A 16510-nucleotide genomic window follows, 5' to 3' on the forward strand; every position below is an offset into this window, starting at 1 on the left:
TCCCGATCATGCATGTGACGCGTGACTTCTCTCATTACGTCAAGGATCTTGGCGCCGGCCTGAAGCACATCGACCTCGCGGTCGAAGGCGTCAGTTGCGCCGGCTGCATGGCCAAGATCGAGCGCGGCCTGTCGGCGCTGCCCGACGTGACCTTGGCGCGCGTCAATCTCACCGATCGCCGCGTCGCGCTGGAGTGGAAGCAGGGCACGCTCGATCCGGCCAAGTTCATCGACCGTCTCGCCGAGCTCGGCTACAAGGCCTATCCGTTCGAGAAGGCGAGCGCCGAGGCGACCGAGGCCGAGGAATCGCGCTTCCTGCTGCGCTGTCTTGGCGTCGCGGCCTTTGCGACCATGAACGTCATGATGCTGTCGATCCCGGTATGGTCCGGCAATGTCAGCGACATGCTGCCGGAGCAGCGCGACTTCTTCCACTGGCTCTCGGCGCTCATCGCCCTGCCGGCGGCCGCCTATGCCGGCCAGCCGTTCTTCCGCTCGGCCTGGCGCGCCTTGAAGACCGGCAACGTCAACATGGACGTACCGATCTGCATCGGCGTGATCCTGGCGCTGGGAATGTCCATCGTCGAGACCTTCCATCACGCCGAGCACGCTTATTTCGACGCTGCGATCATGCTGCTGACCTTCCTGCTGGTCGGCCGCTATCTCGACCAGAACATGCGGCGGCGGACGCGCGCCGTCGCCGGCAATCTCGCCGCGCTGAAGGCCGAGACTGCGACCAAGTTCGTCGGCGCGGATGAAATCTCCGAGGTGCCGGTCGCCGCCGTGCGTGCCGGCGACCTGGTGCTGCTGCGCCCCGGCGAGCGCTGCGCCGTCGACGGCGTCGTGGTCGAGGGCCGCTCCGAGATCGACCAGAGCCTGATCACCGGCGAGACGCTGTACGTGCCGGCGGAGCAGGGCACGGCCGTCTATGCCGGCTCGCTCAACATCTCCGGCACCTTGCGCGTCCGCGTGTCGGCCGCGGCCGAGGGCACCTTGCTCGCCGAGATCACGCGCCTGCTCGACACCGCGCTGCAGGCCCGCTCGCGCTACATGCGCCTTGCCGACCGCGCCTCGCGGCTCTATGCGCCGGTGGTGCATGCGACCGCTGCGCTCACCGTGCTCGGCTGGGTGCTCGCGGGCGCGAGCTGGCACGATGCGATCGTCACCGGCATTGCGGTGCTGATCATCACCTGTCCCTGCGCGCTCGGCCTTGCGATCCCTACCGTTCAGACCGTTGCGTCGGGCGCAATGTTCAAGTCCGGCGTGCTGCTCAATGCGGGCGATGCGATCGAGCGCCTCGCCGAGGCCGAGCACGTCATCTTCGACAAGACCGGCACCTTGACCCTGCCGGAGCTCGAGGTCGTCAACGCCGCCGACATTCCGGCCGACGTCTTCTCCGTGGCCGGCCAGCTTGCGCTGTCGAGCCATCATCCGGTCGCGGCCGCGGTCGCTCAGGCGGCAAAGTCGAGGTCGCCCCTGATGGGCGCCGTCGAAGAGCCGGGGCAGGGCGTCCGCGCCGTCGTGGACGGCGTTGAGATCAGGCTCGGCCGTCCCTCGTTTTGCGGAGCCGAGGCGCTGGTGGCGCAGAGCGGCAGCGCCGATCCCGAAGCCTCCGTCGTCGCGTTCCGCCGCGGCACCGAGACATACCTGTTCTCGGTGCGCCAGGGCCTGCGTCCCGATGCGGCGAAGATCGTTGCCGGCCTGCAGCGCCGCGGCATCAAGGTCGAGATCCTCTCCGGCGATCGCGAGGCCGCCGTGGCTGCGGCGGCCAAGGCGCTCGGCATCAGCGAATGGCGCGCCGGCGTGACGCCGGCCGACAAGATCGCCCGCATCGAGGAGCTGAAGCGGGCCGGCGTGAAGGTGATGATGGTCGGCGACGGCATGAACGATGCGCCGTCGCTCGCTGCCGCCCACGTCTCGATGTCGCCGATCTCGGCCGCGCATCTCAGCCAGGCCACCGCCGATCTCGTCTTCCTCGGCCGTCCCCTGGCGCCGGTACTGGCCGCGGTCGACTACGCGCGCAAGGCGTTGCATCTGATGCGGCAGAATCTGTGGCTCGCGGTGCTCTACAATGTCCTCGCGGTGCCCTTGGCGATCAGCGGCGTCGTCACCCCCCTGATCGCCGCCGCGGCGATGTCCGGTTCGTCGATCATCGTCATGCTGAACGCGTTGCGCGCCCGCAAGGTTGCCGGGGAGGCCCCCTCATGGAAGTGATGATCATTCTCGTTCCGCTTGCGCTTGCGCTCGGCCTTGCTGGCCTGGTCGGCTTTCTCTGGTCGCTGAAGAGCGGCCAGTATGAGGACCTCGAAGGCGCAGCCTGGCGGGCGATCGCCGACGACGACGAGCCCCCGCCGGCTCAGCCTGCGCCGGCGCCGAGCCGGTCCTGAGCGTTCGGCGGCGTCAGTCGGAACGCCAGCCATCCCGCCACTGCCAGCGCGGCGCCGATGCCCGCCACGCAGGCCGTCCAGCCGAACCGATCGAACAGCTGGCCGAGCACGGCCGTCCCGACGATGCCGCCGGCGAAATAGCTGGCGAGATAGATCCCGCTGGCGACGCCTCGATCATGCACGGCCGTTTGTCCCACGAAGCCGGTGGCCACCGCCTGCGCGAAGAAGGTGCCGGCGCCGACCAGAACCATGCCGGCAAGCACCGCGGCGAGCTGTGACGACAGCATCAGGACGAGGCCGAGCGCTGCGGTGGCGAGAGACCCCCAGATTGCGAGCCGCGTGCCGGTCCGCGCTGCGATCCGGCCCGCCAGCAGCGTGGTGGCGATCGACGGCAGGAACACGACATAGACCAGCCCGATCTCCATCATGCCCAGCGAGAGCGGCGGCCGCACCAGCACGAAGTTGACGAAGGTGAAGGCTCCGATGAAGGCGAACAGGACGCAGAAGCCGAGGCCGAAAGCCGCGCGCAGGCGGCGGTTGCGCCAGTGGTCGAGGATTGCGGCGCTTCGCAGCGGCATCCTGCCTGCCATCATCATCTCGCCGCGTCGCATCGTGGCGCCGACCAGCACGGCGCCGACGAGATTGAGCGCCGCGAAGACGTAGAAGGTCGGCTCGAGACCGAGCTTGCTGGTGAGGCTGGCCGAGAGCAGCCGGCCCACCAGATTGCTCGCGACGTTTCCCGTGATATAGGCCGCGAAGGCACCGCCGGCCTCGCCGTCGCTGCATTGCTCGCCGAGATAGGCCAAGGTGAGCGCGAAGGCCGAGGCCATGCAAAGGCCCTGCAGGATCCGCAAGCCGGCGAAGATCGAGAGGTCCGGCGCGCTCGCGAGCAGCGCCGTGAAGATGGCGAGCAGGCCGAGGCTGCAGACGATGCCGGTCCGGCGGTCGATCAGCGGGCTGAGCAGCCCGGTCGCCAGGCTCGAGATCGCCATGCCCAGCGTGCAGGCATTGACCGCGAGGCCCATCGCGGCGGGCCTGACCTGGTAGTGCTTGATCAGCGCCGGCAGCATTGCCTGGGCCGCGAAGAGATCGACGAGGCTGAAGAAGGCGATGAAGCCGATCACGGCAGAGCGCCACGCCGCCGCCCTTGCATGGGTGCCGTCCGTGCGTGGCACGGCCTCTGCCGAAAGGTCCGTCATGTCATCTCTCGCAGTTCGTCACGGGAAGCGCCGACGCATCCGGATCGCGCGCTCGTCCGGCGGCGATCCGTACGCGACAGGCGGACGCGGTGCTTACATGTTGTGATCGTGCGGATCCTTGCGGACGTCGCCGACATAGAGGATGACGGTCTCCTTGCCGTCGTTCTTCCACCAATGCGAGGTGCCGAACACCTCCGGCCTGATGTCGCCGGCCTTGTGCAGGATCGGCTCGGCACAGTTGCTGGCATATTCGATGATCTCGCCCTGCTGGACGAAGATCAGGGCCGGGCGGTCGTCGTGGCTGTGCCACGGCACGATGCCGCCGGGGGCGATGGTGAGCTTGCGGAATCGCAGCTCGCGATCCTTGATGGCCGCCGGCTGCTTGGCGAGGTCGATCGCGCCGAGCGTGACGTCGGTGACGCCAACGGCCTTGACGTCCACCATCTCGCGCGCGCCGGCCTTGACCTTGTCCGCCGGGCATTCGCCGGCATGAGCGACGGACGTCGCCAACAAAGTCGTTGCAATGGTCAGGGCGGCGAAGGCCGCGCTGCTGCGGCTGATGCGTTGAGCTGCGATCTGCATGGACATGTCATGTCTCCTCTGTTGAAGCCGCGGCCCGCGTCGAGCAGGCCTCGCGACGCGCCACCATCGACGCGCGGCGCCCGCTGCGGAAATGCATCCTGCCTCTGGAAGCGATAGGTTCTCGCTATCGATAGGCGGGCGCTATGCTCGCGATTGGACAACGGCATTTCTCAGGCCGGCGAGGCCGCGCTTGAAATGCGAACGCCCGACCCACGGGCGACAGCATTCATCAGGAGGAGATATCCATGACCCGCTTGTCCAGGACCTTCATCGCCGCGGCCGTCGTCGCGGTCTCTGCCACGGCGGCGATGGCGCAAGGCGGCTTCGATCTCATGCCCGGCATGGCCTATGTCTACAGCGCCGGCAAGACCAGCACGATGGCGATGGCCGCGGGCGATGCCAATCATCGCGCCATGATGCGCCACGCCACCAAGGTGCCGAACAACACCGTCTTCTTCATGAGCAACGGACAGGTCTATTCCACGTCCGGCACGCTCGACCCGACCGGGAATTTCTACCGGCCCTGAGCGTCGATGGAGCGGCAGGCCGCCCTTGTGGGCGGCTTGCCTGCGAACCTATCATGCCGATCTCCCGATATGCCGGAGCAGCTCATGACCGCGCTTTCACCCGCAGATGCCGAACGGCTCAGGCAGGCCTTCCTGCAGTGCAGGGAGATGCAGGGCACCTTGCGCCAGCAGCTCGAGGCCTACGCTGCGGCGGGCCGCGAGATCTTCCCGGCCTATGCCTCGGCGGTGGATCGCCTGGTCGCCCGGCTCGACGAGAATGGGGGTGGTGAGAATGCGCCGCGGCCGGGAGAGCCGATGCCGCCGTTCGTCCTGCCCGATGAGGCCGGCCGGCTGGTCAGCCTGGCATCGTGCATCGCCAGGGGGCCGGTCGCGGTGATGTTCTTCCGCGGCCATTGGTGTCCCTATTGCCGGCTCAACGTCCGCGCCGTGATCAAGGCGCAGGATCGCATCGCGGCGGCGGGCGGCGCCGTCGTCGCGATCATGCCGGAGCTGCAGGCCTTCACGCAGCAGTTCAAGACGGACTCGGGCGCCACCTTTCCGGTGCTGACGGATCTCGACAATGGCTATGCGTTGTCCCTGAATCTCGCAATCTGGCTCGGCCGCGAGATCCAGGATCTGCTGGCGCACCAGGACATGGCGAGCTTCCATGGCAATGATGGTTGGGTCCTGCCGATCCCGGCGGCCTTCGTCGTCGGCCGCGACGGTCTCGTGACAGCGCGCTTCGTCGATCCCGATTTCCGCAAGCGCATGGAGATCGACGATCTCGTCGCGGCGCTGCGCGAGGCAGCCGGCTGATCCGGCCGCGTTGACATTTCACGCCTCGACCTCACGATCGAGCCATTCCCGCCAATTCCTGCCGCGCAGCATGCGCATGACGGCCGAGGCCACTGCGGTGCGCTCACGCCCCGCGACGCCATAGAGATGCACGGTGCGGCGGGCATCGAGCCCATCGACGCTGGCCCGATGTAGCGTCGGCGGCAGCGCGGTGGTCTGCGGGACGACACCAATGCCGACGCCGGCTTCGACGAGCGCGATCAGGTCGCGCTCGGAGTGAATGTCGTGGCTCCGGTCGAGATCGATGCCGCGATCCCGCATCAGCGTGCGCAACCTGTCGGAGTGTTCGCAATAGCAGCGGGACAGGAAGGCCTCGCCGCCGAGTTCGTCGATGCCGATCCTGTCCTGAGCGGCGAGCCGGTGACGCTCGCTCGTGACGAGTGCGAAGTCCTCGGTGAACAGCGGCCAGACGTCGAGCCGGTCCCAGGTCTCGTCGATCTCCGAGGCGATGCCGAGCTCCGCTTCCCCGCTCTTCAGATGGTCGGCGATCGTCCGGCTGCTCCCGCGCAGAAACCTGAGCTCGAGCTTGTTGAACTGGCGTTGCAACTGATCGAGCAGCGGCAGCAGCAAGGCGAGGTCGATCGAATCCGCCAGCGCGATCCTGAGCGTTCCGAGCTCTCCGCTCTTGAACGACGACGCCAGCGTCCGTGCGCCGACAGCCGCCTCGTAGCACTGCTTGAGCAGCGGTTGCATGCGCTGGCCCAGCTCCGTCAGCTGTGCGGCGGGCCGCTCTCGCCGGAACAGATCACCGCCGAGCTCCGCTTCCAGCTGCTTGATCGCCCGCGTCAGCGAGGGCTGCGTCACGTTGCATTCCTCGGCCGCGCGCGTGAAGTGCAGCAGCCGGGCAACGGCAAGAAAATACCGAACTTGATGCATTTCCATTGAGGTGCTCCGTTCGACCCGGCGCCGTCCCGAGTGCATAACCTGACAGACCACGTCCTGGCATCACCGAATGCGATAGCAGGACCCTATCGTGTGGCGAGTCAAACGGCATTTCCGTTCATTGCGTCGAACCGGCAGATTACCGCCACATTGAACAATCTTCGACGCGGATGAAGGAACAGCCATGGTTGCAGATACGATGAGAGCCGAGCCTTCGTTACTTCGGATGTCCGGAAAGGTGGCGGTGATCACGGGCTCCACCAGCGGCATCGGCCTCGGCATCGCGCGGGCGCTCGCCGGCGCGGGGGCACACGTGGTGCTGAACGGGTTTGGCGCGGCGGAGGAGATCGATCGGATCAGGTCGGACATCGCGGCCGAGTTCGGTGTCCGGACATTCCATGCGGCGGCCGACATGATGCAGCCCGCGGCCATCGAGCAGATGATCGATGACGTCTTGCAGGAGTTTGGCCGCATCGACGTGCTGGTCAACAATGCCGGTATTCAGCACGTCGCGCCGCTCGAGGCGTTTCCGGTCGACAAGTGGAATGCCATCGTCGCGATCAACCTGTCGTCGGCCTTCCATACGATGCGGCTGGCGCTGCCTGCGATGCGGCGGAACGGCTTCGGCCGCATCATCAACGTCGCCTCGGCGCACGGGCTGGTCGCCTCGCCGTTCAAGGCGGCCTATGTCGCAGCCAAGCACGGCATCATCGGCCTGACCAAGGTCGCAGCGCTGGAGGCGGCCGAAGGCGGCATCACCTGCAACGCGATCTGTCCGGGCTATGTCTATACGCCGCTGGTCGAGGCGCAGATCGACGGGCAGGCGAGGGCGCACGGCATCTCCCGCGATCAGGTCATCCGCGACGTCCTGCTGGCGCAGCAGCCCAACAAGCGTTTTGCGACGGTGGAGGAGATCGGCGCGCTCAGCGTGTTCTTGGCGAGTGAGGCTGCAGCATCGATCACCGGTATCGCCCTGCCGGTCGACGGTGGCTGGACGGCGCATTGACGCCGCAGCGTAACAACTACGCGGACGTTGCGAAGCACAACAAGACATCGCGCAGGCAGGAGGCGAGACATGACTGAGACCAACGACACCATGCGGACGACGGCCGATCGCAGCGGATTGCCCGGCCAGGTGGTTCTCGTCCTGCAGGGCGGCGGGGCCCTCGGATCTTATCAGGCCGGCGTCTACCAGGCGCTGCACGAAGCCGGTCTCGAGCCGGACTGGGTGATCGGAACATCGATCGGTGCCATCAACGCCGCCCTGATCGCCGGCAGTCCGGTGCAGGAGCGCATGGCGCGCTTGCGGGAGTTCTGGAAGCGAATGCATCGCAAGCCGGCCTGGACGGTGCGGACGGCGTTTCCGGATTTCAACGAGCGCTTGTCCTACTGGACCACGGTGACGCACGGAATTTCCGGCTTCTTCCGTCCCAACGCACTGGCGCATGCCGGCGAGGCCTATCCGCTGGGGGCCGAGCACGCCGGCTACTACTCGACGACGCCGCTGCGCGAGACGCTGCAGGAGCTGGTCGACTTCGATTTGTTGAACGAAGGCGGGCTTCGCCTCACGGTCGGCGCCGCGCATGTCCGGAGCAGCCGGATGCGCTATTTCGATAGCCGCGACGGCACGCTCGATGTACGCCACATCCTCGCGTCCGGCGCGCTGCCTCCTGCCTTTCCCGCCGTTCGCATCGATGGCGAGCTGTATTGGGACGGCGGCATTCTGTCGAACACGCCGACAGAGGTCGTCTTCGACGACAATCCGCGCAAGGACTCGCTGATCTTCGCCGTGCACCTGTGGAATCCCGAGGGAGCCGAGCCGACGACGATGGCCGAGGTGTTCAATCGCCACAAGGACGTGCAGTATTCGAGCCGGATTGCCAGCCACATCGCGCGGCAGCAGCAGACGCACCGGTTGCGCCACGTCATCAACCAATTGGCCGCGCGCCTGCCGGAGTCGGCGCGCAATGATCCGGCGGTGCGCGATCTCGCCAGCTATGGCTGTCAGACACGGATGCACGTCGTCCGGCTTCTGGCGCCGCAGCTCGACCGCGAGGGTCATACCAAGGACATCGATTTCACCGAGCGCGGCATCACCGCGCGTTGGGATGCGGGCTATCAGCACACTCGGTCGGTGCTGAATCGGATGCCCTGGTCAGGCGAGTTCGACCCGCTGTCCGGCGTCGTGCTGCACGATCCCTTGGTCACGACGGCGGCCGCTGCGGAGTAGCAGTGCACGGTCTTCTGATGTTTGTTAGGATGCAATCCTGCGGTGGTCCGGCATGAGGATACCGTTCACTCGATTCTCTTTAAGGGATTAGTCGTAGTTCCTTCTTAATCATTAGGGCGCGGCGGCGTTGCCGCGAGCCGTATTTCCTGACCGTGCGAGACGTCGCCGGAGGGCCGTTGCGCAGCCGCGCTGTCGGCCGCGCCTGCGCATGTGAGCAGCTGGAAAGCGGCATTGATTGGGAATGGCCAATGTCTGAACGCGCGCTGTTGCACAATGAATCCGTCAGACCGGAGACCGGAGCGGTCAGTCTCAAATGGAAAATCCTCGCCGGCAATCTGTTGACCGGCTTCTTCGCCATGGCCTTTGCCTGCGTGCTCGCCTGGAGCGGGTGGGGTGATCTGCGCAAGCGCGAGCAGGCGGCGCGGGTTCTCGATGCCTTCGAGCTGGTGCTGAAGGTCAACGCCCAGATCCCGCTCGAGCGCAGCCAGTGGAATCTGCTCGCCGCGGCCGGGTCCGCATCGGCGGATGACATCGCCAAGCTGGACAAGGCGATTGCAAGCACCGACGCGGCGCTGGCGCAGGCCAAGACTGCGGCGCAACTCGCAGGATTGACGACGAGCAACATCGATGCCGCCGAGCAGACGCTGCGTGGCGTCAGATCCGCAGCACGCAGCGCCGCGCCGCTGCCGGCGGCCCAGCGTCCGGCCAACATTCAGGCGGCGACAACCGACGGCCTCGGTCGAGCTGCCGAATCGCTCAATGCCGCGATCGACGAGACTGCGATCGAGCTGGCACGGGACGGTGGCGAGGTCGAGAATCTGCTGCCGTCAGCGCAACTGGCGCAGCTCTCGCAGTCGATGCGCACCATCAATGGCGCCCGCTCCGCGGTGCTGCGCTTCTTCATTCAGAACACCGGCTGGACGCCCGCGCGCCTCGGCGAGGTGACCGAGCAGAGCGGCCAGGTAACCCTGCTGTGGCAGCAGATCGAGCTCGCAGCCCGCAGCGTTCGCAACACGCCGGAAGTGTCCGCCGCGCTCGAGCATGTCCGCTCGACCCTGATGGGCGAGGGCGAACGCCGCTACCGCCAGCTCGTCACGGCCGGCCGCGACGGCCAGCCGTCGCCGATCACGGCCGAGGAGTGGGGCCGCTGGACCACGCCGATGCTGAACAACGTCATCGTGCTGCGCGACGCGGCGCTCAAATCGGCGCATCAGGCGATCGACCAGGCGATCGGTGCGGCGCGGATGCGTCTGTTCCTCGCACTCGGCATCCTGTTGCTGGTCGCGATCGTTTCGGTGGCGGTGGTCATCGGCGTCGTACGCGGCGTCATCGGCCCGCTGGTTGGTCTGACCGGAGTGACCCTGCGCCTCGCCAATGGCGAGCTGAGCGCCGACATTCCGAACGACACCCGCAAGGACGAGATCGGCGCGATGGCGCGCGCGCTGAAGATCTTCAAGGATGCCCTGATCGCCAAGAAGGAGTCCGACGAGGCGGCGCAACGTGACGCGCAGGCGCAGATCGATCGTGCCCGCCGGCTGGATACGCTGACGCGCAATTTCGAAGCCACCATCGCCGACATCGTCAACACCGTATCGTCGGCAGCCTCCGGCCTCGAAACCTCCGCCGATACGCTGACCGATACGGCCAATCGCTCGAAGGAGCTGAGCACCGTGGTGGCGGCTGCGTCGGAGGAAGCCTCCGCCAACGTTCAGTCGGTGGCCTCCGCGACCGAGGAGCTGTCCTCCTCGGTGCACGAGATCAGCCGCCAGGTGCAGGCCTCGGCCCGCATGGCCGGCGATGCCGTGCAGCAGGTGCGTCAGACCAACGGCCGGGTCGCCGACCTGTCGCAGGCGGCGGCGCGCATCGGCGACGTCGTCGAGCTCATCAACAGCATCGCCGGGCAGACCAATCTGCTGGCGCTGAATGCCACCATCGAGGCGGCGCGCGCCGGTGATGCCGGACGCGGCTTCGCCGTGGTCGCGACCGAGGTGAAGGCGCTGGCCGAGCAGACCGCCAAGGCCACCGACGAGATCTCGCAGCAGATCTCCGGTGTCCAGGCGGCGACGCAGGAGTCGGTGAATGCGATCCAGGCGATCAGCTCGACGATCGAGCGGCTTGCCGAGATCGCCGCGGCCATTGCGGCCGCGGTCGAGGAGCAGGGCGCCGCGACGCAGGAAATCTCCCGCAACGTCCAGCAGGCCGCGCACGGCACCCAGCAGGTCTCGTCCAACATCACCGACGTGCAGCGTGGCGCGGCGCAGACCGGCTCGGCGTCCGCCGAGGTGCTGTCATCGGCCAAATCGCTCGCCGGCGATTCCAATCGCCTCAAGCGCGAGGTCGGAAACTTCCTTGAAGCGGTGCGCGCGGCCTGAGCTCAGCCTCCAGGCGCCAAAGGAAAAAGCCCGGACGTCGTCCGGGCTTTTTTGTTGTTTGACCGTAGCCCGGATGGGCGCAGCGATATCCGGGGTCTCACGAGATGTGGAGATGAACCCGGATGTCGCTGCGCTCATCCGGGCTACGCACGACGCGCTACGACGTGAGCATTTTCCGATACAGTGCGTTGTAGCAGGCGGCCGACAGGTCCCAGCTGAACGAGCGCCCCATCGCCGACAGCCGCATCGCGTTCAGTTTCTCCGTGCTGGTGAATGCCGAGAACGCGCGCTTGACGCCGCCGAGGAACGACTCGGCGGATGGCTTCTGGAACAGGAAGCCGGTCTCGCCGTCGGTGATGGTCTCGGCGAGGCCACCGGTCTGGTGCCCGATCGGCAGCGAGCCGAAGCGCTGGGCGTACATCTGGCTGAGGCCGCACGGCTCGAAGCGCGACGGCATCAGGGTGAAGTCGCTACCGGCAAAGATGCGTCGCGCCTGGGCGTCGTTGAAGCCGATCGCGACCCCGATCGCATCGGGACGGCGGCGGTGCGCCTCCATCAGCGCGCGCTCGATCGCCGGCTCGCCAGTGCCGGTCACCACGATCTGGCCACCGGCGCCGACGATTTCATCGGCGGCCTCCAGCACCAGATCGATGCCCTTTTGATGCACGAGCCGCGCGACGATGCCGAACATCGGGCCGCGCGAGACCGCGAGCCCGAACTGCTTTCGGACGTAGTCCGCGTTGGCCTTCTTGCCCTCCCAGTCGCCGGCGGCGAAGGGCTGCGCCAGCTGCTGGCAGTAGCGGGGATCCCAGCTCTCGTCGATGCCGTTGAGGATGCCGGTGAGCTCATGGGCGTTGGAGCGCTGGCGGAGCAGCCCTTCCAGGCCGCAGCCGAGTTCCGACGTCGTGATCTCCTGGGCGTAGGTCGAGCTGACCGTGGTCAGATGCGACGCATAGATCAGGCCGCCCTTCAGGAACGAGAGCTTGTCGTAGAACTCCAGCCCGTCGATGTGGAACGACGATTCCGGTGCGCCGATCCGGCGCAGCGACTCGCGCGGAAACAGGCCCTGATAAGCGAGGTTGTGGATGGTGAGGATCGACGGCACGTCGACCCCGCGCCATGCCAGATAGGCCGGCACCAGCGCCGCCTGCCAGTCGTTGGCATGGACCAGATCGGCTGCCCAGTTCGTGTCCAGGGTGCCCGCCGCGAGCTCGGCCGCCGCCGCGGCGAGCCGGCCGAAGCGGATATCGTTGTCCGGCCAGTCCTTCCCGCTCTCGTCGCCGTAGGGGTTGCCCGGCCGGTCGTACAGCTCGTCGCAGAGCAGGACGTAGACCGGCAGGCCGTCGCGCGTCGATGATCGTCCCAGCGCGCAGCCCGGCATCTCCGCCAGCGGCGCGCATTGGCCGACGATCTCGATGTAAGTGAGTTGCTCGATCACGTCCCGGTAGCCGGGCAACATGATCCTGACGTCGGTGTGTGAGCGCAGTGCCCGGGGAAGTGCTGCCGAAACGGCAGCCAGTCCGCCCACCCGGACGAAATCGTCCATTTCGGTCGTAACGAACAGAACCCGCAAGAGATGTCCTCGATCAAGCCCCATGTTCGTCCTATGCAAGAAAGGGTCCAAATTCAGCCATTAAACAAAAGCGTTGCGCATTGCGGCGAAAGGCCAAACGCTTTCGACATCGAATGGTTCGATCTAGACTCGGAGCCTGCCGCGTCCGATGGCTTACGCTTCGTGAATCAGCGAAGACGAAGCGGGCCCGCTGGCTTCGGCACGCGGTAAAATAGAGAACTCCACCAGGGAGCTGCGCTTGTGAGTCTAGTTGGGAACGATGAGAGCCGTTTGACAGGATGCTTCGACGGCCTGCGCGTGCTGGATTTTTCGACCACCATTGCCGGCCCGCATTGTGCACGCATGCTTGCAGATATGGGGGCTGACGTGATCAAGATCGAGTCAGCCGAAGGTGAAACCATGCGCACCCGGCCGCCGATGCGGCATGGCTGCTCCACCGCTTTCGGTCAGCTCAACGTCGGCAAGAAGAGCGTCGTGCTCGATCTCAAGTCGCGGGATGGCGTCGAGGCCGTGCGTCGGCTGGTCGCAGCCGCCGATATCCTGGTCGAGAATTTTCGACCGGGCGTGATGCAGCGGCTCGGGCTGGACTACGCCGCGCTCAGCGCGCTCAACCCACGGCTGATCTACTGCTCGATCTCGGGCTACGGCCAGACCGGCCCGTCGGCGGAACTGCCGGCCTATGCGCCGGTGATCCATGCCGCCTCTGGCTACGACATGGCGCACCTCGCCTATCAGCCGGGGCGCGAGAGGCCCGACTATTGCGGCATCTATCATGCCGATGTCGTGACCGGGACCTACGCCTTCGGCGCCGTCGCCTCGGCGTTGTATCAGCGCGAGCGCACCGGGCGCGGCCAGCATGTCGACTGCTCGATGCTGGAATCGATGCTGAGCCTGACCTTGAACGAGATCCAATGGTCGCAATTTGCCGTCGCACAGCCGTCGCGGCCGACCTTCGGTCCGGCGGCATGCCGCGACGGCTATGTGATGATCGCCATCGCCAGCGAGAAGACGTTCCAGAACCTGATGACCGTGATCGGCCATCCCGAATGGGTCGATGATGCCAGGTTTGCGAAATATTCCGACCGGCGGACAAACTGGGGCGCGCTGATGGATGGTGTCGAAGCCTGGTCGGGCCGGCTCAGCGTCGCGCAATGCCTGGAGGCCTTGAACGCGGGGGGCGTACCGAGCTCGGCCTATCGCAGCGTCGCCGAGGCGTTGGCCGATCCGCAGATCGCGCATCGCGGCGCGCTGGCCGATGTCGCGGATGCCGCCGGCAGCTTCAGGGTCGTCAACCTGCCGTTCCGGATGTCCGAGGCGAAGGTCGCGGCGGGCCCGCGCGCCGCGAGCCTCGGCGAGCATACAGCAGAAGTCCTTGCGGAGGCGGGCGCCAGCGACCGCGGCAAACGCTGAGGCAAAAGGCTGCAGGGCAGCCATGATCGCGCGCGAGGCGGGCGGCCTTGCCGCTCCACGCGTTTCCGGCCAATGTCCTGGCATTGCAGGAACAGTCCGGACCAGCCGGACGCGCATGCCGGGAGGAGATGCCGCGACGCCGTTGCCGCGTGCAGCCGTCGCTCGCCCGTCATTGCGGCGTCCGGTCCCGCCGCCGACCGGACCACGGGAGTGAGAGCATGAAGAGCTTCAAGGTCACCGATTTCAACGCGCCGCTGACCGAGGTCGACGAGCCGACGCCGCAGCCGTTCGGCAAGCAGGTGCTGATCAGGGTCAAGGCCGCCGGCGTCTGCCACAGCGATCTGCACATCTGGGAAGGCGGCTATGATCTCGGGCACGGCCGCAAGCCGCTCTCTTTGAAGGATCGCGGCGTCTCGCTGCCGCGGACGATGGGGCATGAGAGCGCCGGCGAGATCGTCGCGTTCGGCCCTGACGTGACCGAAGCGGAGAAGGGCGGGTTGAAGGTCGGCGACGTCGCGCTGGTCTACCCTTGGATCGGCTGCGGCAAATGTGCGACGTGCCTCGCCGGCGACGAGAACATGTGCCTGAAGCCGGCCTCGCTCGGCGTCTATTGCGACGGCGGCTATGCCGACCACATGACCGTGCCGCATCCGCGCCACCTGATCGATCTCAAGGGCCTCGATCCGGTGACGACCGCTCCCTACGCCTGCTCGGGCGTCACCACCTATAGCGCGCTGAAGAAGGTCGAGAAGGATTTCGACACGCCGATCGTGATCTTCGGGGCCGGCGGCCTCGGGCTGATGGCGCTGTCACTGCTCAAGGCCATGGGCGGCAAGGGGGCGATCGTCGTCGACATCGATGCGCGCAAGCGCGAGGCGGCGCTCGCGGCCGGCGCTCTGGCGGCGGTCGACGGCAAGGCGCCGGACGCGCTGGAGCAGCTGAACAAGGCGGCCGGCGAGCCGATCCGCGCCGTCATCGACCTGGTCGGCAATGCCGCCACCGCGCAGCTCGGCTTCGATTGCCTGACCAAGGGCGGCAAGCTCGTCATGGTCGGCCTGTTCGGCGGCGGCGCGCCCTGGGCCTTGCCGCTCATTCCGATCAAGGCGGTCACCATCCAGGGTAGCTATGTCGGCAATCTCCGTGAGACCAAGGAGCTGCTCGACCTCGTCCGCGCCAAGAACATCGCCCCGATCCCGGTGACGCCGATGCCGTTGTCCAAGGCGAACGATGCCCTGCAAGATCTGCAGAAGGGGCAGTTGGTCGGCCGTGCCGTGCTGACGCCGTAGCCGTCGCTCTCACATCCGTCGTTGCGAGGAGCGAAGCGACGAGGCAATCCAGGGTCTCAACCTGGGCCCCGGATTGCTTCGCTTCGCTCGCAATGACGGCCGTAACTCCCTCGGATCGTGAACGAAACCCATGCCCTCCACCAATTCACTTCACATCGCAGTTCTCCCCGGCGACGGCATCGGACCGGAGGTCATGGCGCCGGCGCTCGAGGTGCTGCGGAAGGTCGAGGCGAAGGCCGGACTTTCGTTGCGCTTCACCGAGGCCCAGGCCGGCGCGGGCAACTATCTCGCGACCGGCGTCTCGATCGCCGAGTCCACAATCAAGCTGTGCGAGGGGGCCGACGCCATTCTGCTCGGCGCCTGCGGGCTGCCGTCGGTGCGCTATCCCGACAACACCGAGATCGCGCCGCAGATCGAGCTGCGCTTCCATTTCGACCTTTATGCCGGCGTGCGGCCGGCGCGGCTGATCCCGGGCGTGCCGAGCCCGATCGTCGGCGCCGCCGAGCGCGGCATCGACTTCGTGGTGATCCGCGAGTCCACCGAAGGCCTGTTCGCCTCGATGGGCAAAGGTGTGGTGACACATGAGGAGGCGCGCGAGACCCTCGTGATCACCCGCAAGACCTCCGAGCGGTTGTTCAACTTCTCCTTCAAGCTTGCCGCCCGCCGCAAGGCGCGCGGCCGCTCCGGGACTTTAGCCTGCGTCGACAAGGCCAACGTCTTCAAGGCCTTCGCCTACTTCCGCAAGATCTTTGACGAGGTCGCTCAACTTCATCCAGACGTGAAGACCGACCGGCTCTACATCGATGCCTGCGCGCTCATGCTGGTGAAACGTCCCTGGGATTTCGACGTGCTGGTCACCGAAAACATGTTCGGCGACATCCTGTCCGATCTCGCCGCCGGTCTCGTCGGCGGCATGGGCATGGCACCGTCGGCCGACATCGGCGACCGCCACGCGGTGTTTCAACCCTGCCACGGCACCGCGCCCGACATCATGGGGCAGGGCAAGGCCAACCCGACCGCGATGATCCTGTCGGCGGCAATGATGCTCGACTGGCTGGCCGATACCCACGGGATCGAGGGCGCGGCCGACGCCGCGCAGCGGATCGAGCAGGCCGTCGACAAGGTCTATGCGTCCGGCCTCAAGCCGTTCGAGTTCGGCGGCCGCGCCGGAACGGTCGATGTGACCCGGGCGGTGCTGGAGGCGCTGTAACGCATGATCCGGAAAAGTGGAA

14 protein-coding genes are annotated in these 16510 nt (G+C 66.7%); 10 read left to right on the top strand and 4 right to left on the bottom strand.

Features of this window, described 5'->3' with window-relative positions:
- Nucleotides 1–8: 8 nt before the first annotated feature.
- Together QX108_RS20605 and ccoS are read left to right on the top strand one after the other, a co-directional pair.
- Nucleotides 9–2210 (top strand): cation-translocating P-type ATPase, encoded by a 2202-nt coding sequence (locus QX108_RS20605; protein ID WP_315782705.1) that lies wholly within the window; start codon nt 9–11, stop codon nt 2208–2210.
- Nucleotides 2201–2383, top strand: coding sequence for a cbb3-type cytochrome oxidase assembly protein CcoS (ccoS, locus tag QX108_RS20610; RefSeq protein WP_315719090.1), 183 nt, complete (start codon nt 2201–2203; stop codon nt 2381–2383). The genes QX108_RS20605 and ccoS overlap by 10 nt, the downstream gene beginning before the upstream one ends.
- Here the strand turns inward: ccoS and QX108_RS20615 are convergent.
- Entirely contained in the window at nt 2353–3582 is a 1230-nt protein-coding gene (locus QX108_RS20615) for an MFS transporter (RefSeq protein WP_315782702.1), read from the bottom strand. The genes ccoS and QX108_RS20615 overlap by 31 nt on opposite strands.
- A 93-nt stretch (nt 3583–3675) precedes the next feature.
- On the bottom strand, nt 3676–4164 hold the full coding sequence (locus QX108_RS20620; protein ID WP_409998538.1) for a cupin domain-containing protein: 489 nt from the start codon (nt 4162–4164) through the stop codon (nt 3676–3678).
- 245 nt (nt 4165–4409) lie between these two features.
- Between QX108_RS20620 and QX108_RS20625 the strand changes: the two genes are divergently transcribed.
- Together QX108_RS20625 and QX108_RS20630 are read left to right on the top strand one after the other, a co-directional pair.
- Entirely contained in the window at nt 4410–4691 is a 282-nt protein-coding gene (locus tag QX108_RS20625; RefSeq protein ID WP_315782698.1) for a hypothetical protein, read from the top strand.
- A gap of 84 nt (nt 4692–4775) precedes the next feature.
- Nucleotides 4776–5486, top strand: a complete 711-nt coding sequence (locus tag QX108_RS20630) for a peroxiredoxin-like family protein (protein ID WP_315719094.1) — start codon at nt 4776–4778, stop codon at nt 5484–5486.
- Nucleotides 5487–5504: 18 nt separating this feature from the next.
- Here QX108_RS20630 and QX108_RS20635 read toward each other — a convergent pair whose 3' ends face one another.
- Nucleotides 5505–6407 (bottom strand): LysR family transcriptional regulator, encoded by a 903-nt coding sequence (locus QX108_RS20635; RefSeq protein WP_315719095.1) that lies wholly within the window; start codon nt 6405–6407, stop codon nt 5505–5507.
- A gap of 184 nt (nt 6408–6591) precedes the next feature.
- On the opposite strand from QX108_RS20635, the gene QX108_RS20640 reads away from it, so the two are divergent.
- The 3 genes from QX108_RS20640 to QX108_RS20650 all read left to right on the top strand — a co-directional run bounded on the left by QX108_RS20640 (nt 6592) and on the right by QX108_RS20650 (nt 11009).
- Nucleotides 6592–7413, top strand: a complete 822-nt coding sequence (locus QX108_RS20640) for a 3-hydroxybutyrate dehydrogenase (protein ID WP_315782696.1) — start codon at nt 6592–6594, stop codon at nt 7411–7413.
- A 69-nt stretch (nt 7414–7482) separates the two neighbouring features.
- A complete protein-coding gene (locus QX108_RS20645; protein WP_315782694.1) occupies nt 7483–8637 on the top strand; it encodes a patatin-like phospholipase family protein in 1155 nt (384 codons plus the stop codon).
- A 248-nt stretch (nt 8638–8885) separates the two neighbouring features.
- On the top strand, nt 8886–11009 hold the full coding sequence (locus tag QX108_RS20650; protein WP_315719098.1) for a HAMP domain-containing methyl-accepting chemotaxis protein: 2124 nt from the start codon (nt 8886–8888) through the stop codon (nt 11007–11009).
- 157 nt (nt 11010–11166) lie between these two features.
- On the opposite strand, the gene glgA is transcribed toward QX108_RS20650, so the two are convergent.
- On the bottom strand, nt 11167–12582 hold the full coding sequence (gene glgA / locus QX108_RS20655) for a glycogen synthase GlgA (protein ID WP_315719099.1): 1416 nt from the start codon (nt 12580–12582) through the stop codon (nt 11167–11169).
- A 342-nt stretch (nt 12583–12924) separates the two neighbouring features.
- Here glgA and QX108_RS20660 point away from each other — a divergent pair, with 342 nt between their 5' ends.
- The 3 genes from QX108_RS20660 to QX108_RS20670 all read left to right on the top strand — a co-directional run bounded on the left by QX108_RS20660 (nt 12925) and on the right by QX108_RS20670 (nt 16488).
- Nucleotides 12925–13992, top strand: coding sequence for a CaiB/BaiF CoA transferase family protein (locus QX108_RS20660; protein ID WP_409998539.1), 1068 nt, complete (start codon nt 12925–12927; stop codon nt 13990–13992).
- A 218-nt stretch (nt 13993–14210) separates the two neighbouring features.
- Entirely contained in the window at nt 14211–15278 is a 1068-nt protein-coding gene (locus tag QX108_RS20665; protein WP_315782691.1) for an alcohol dehydrogenase, read from the top strand.
- Between the two features lie 130 nt (nt 15279–15408).
- The gene (locus QX108_RS20670) at nt 15409–16488 is read left to right on the top strand and encodes an isocitrate/isopropylmalate dehydrogenase family protein (RefSeq protein WP_315719101.1); all 1080 of its coding nucleotides are present in this window, start codon (nt 15409–15411) and stop codon (nt 16486–16488) included.
- The last annotated feature ends 22 nt before the right edge of the window (nt 16489–16510 follow it).

The organism is Bradyrhizobium sp. SZCCHNR1002 (assembly GCF_032381435.1).
Classification (GTDB): Bacteria; Pseudomonadota; Alphaproteobacteria; order Rhizobiales; family Xanthobacteraceae; genus Bradyrhizobium; species Bradyrhizobium aeschynomenes.

Excerpts from the sequence above, each read along its gene's own strand:
- QX108_RS20605 (WP_315782705.1), top strand. The coding sequence starts at position 9 with ATGCATGTGACGCGTGACTTCTCTCATTACGTCAAGGATCTTGGCGCC.
- ccoS (WP_315719090.1), top strand. The coding sequence starts at position 2,201 with ATGGAAGTGATGATCATTCTCGTTCCGCTTGCGCTTGCGCTCGGCCTT.
- QX108_RS20615 (WP_315782702.1), bottom strand. The coding sequence starts at position 3,582 with ATGACGGACCTTTCGGCAGAGGCCGTGCCACGCACGGACGGCACCCAT.
- QX108_RS20620 (WP_409998538.1), bottom strand. The coding sequence starts at position 4,164 with ATGCAGATCGCAGCTCAACGCATCAGCCGCAGCAGCGCGGCCTTCGCC.
- QX108_RS20625 (WP_315782698.1), top strand. The coding sequence starts at position 4,410 with ATGACCCGCTTGTCCAGGACCTTCATCGCCGCGGCCGTCGTCGCGGTC.
- QX108_RS20630 (WP_315719094.1), top strand. The coding sequence starts at position 4,776 with ATGACCGCGCTTTCACCCGCAGATGCCGAACGGCTCAGGCAGGCCTTC.
- QX108_RS20635 (WP_315719095.1), bottom strand. The coding sequence starts at position 6,407 with ATGGAAATGCATCAAGTTCGGTATTTTCTTGCCGTTGCCCGGCTGCTG.
- QX108_RS20640 (WP_315782696.1), top strand. The coding sequence starts at position 6,592 with ATGGTTGCAGATACGATGAGAGCCGAGCCTTCGTTACTTCGGATGTCC.
- QX108_RS20645 (WP_315782694.1), top strand. The coding sequence starts at position 7,483 with ATGACTGAGACCAACGACACCATGCGGACGACGGCCGATCGCAGCGGA.
- QX108_RS20650 (WP_315719098.1), top strand. The coding sequence starts at position 8,886 with ATGTCTGAACGCGCGCTGTTGCACAATGAATCCGTCAGACCGGAGACC.
- QX108_RS20660 (WP_409998539.1), top strand. The coding sequence starts at position 12,925 with ATGCTTGCAGATATGGGGGCTGACGTGATCAAGATCGAGTCAGCCGAA.
- QX108_RS20665 (WP_315782691.1), top strand. The coding sequence starts at position 14,211 with ATGAAGAGCTTCAAGGTCACCGATTTCAACGCGCCGCTGACCGAGGTC.
- QX108_RS20670 (WP_315719101.1), top strand. The coding sequence starts at position 15,409 with ATGCCCTCCACCAATTCACTTCACATCGCAGTTCTCCCCGGCGACGGC.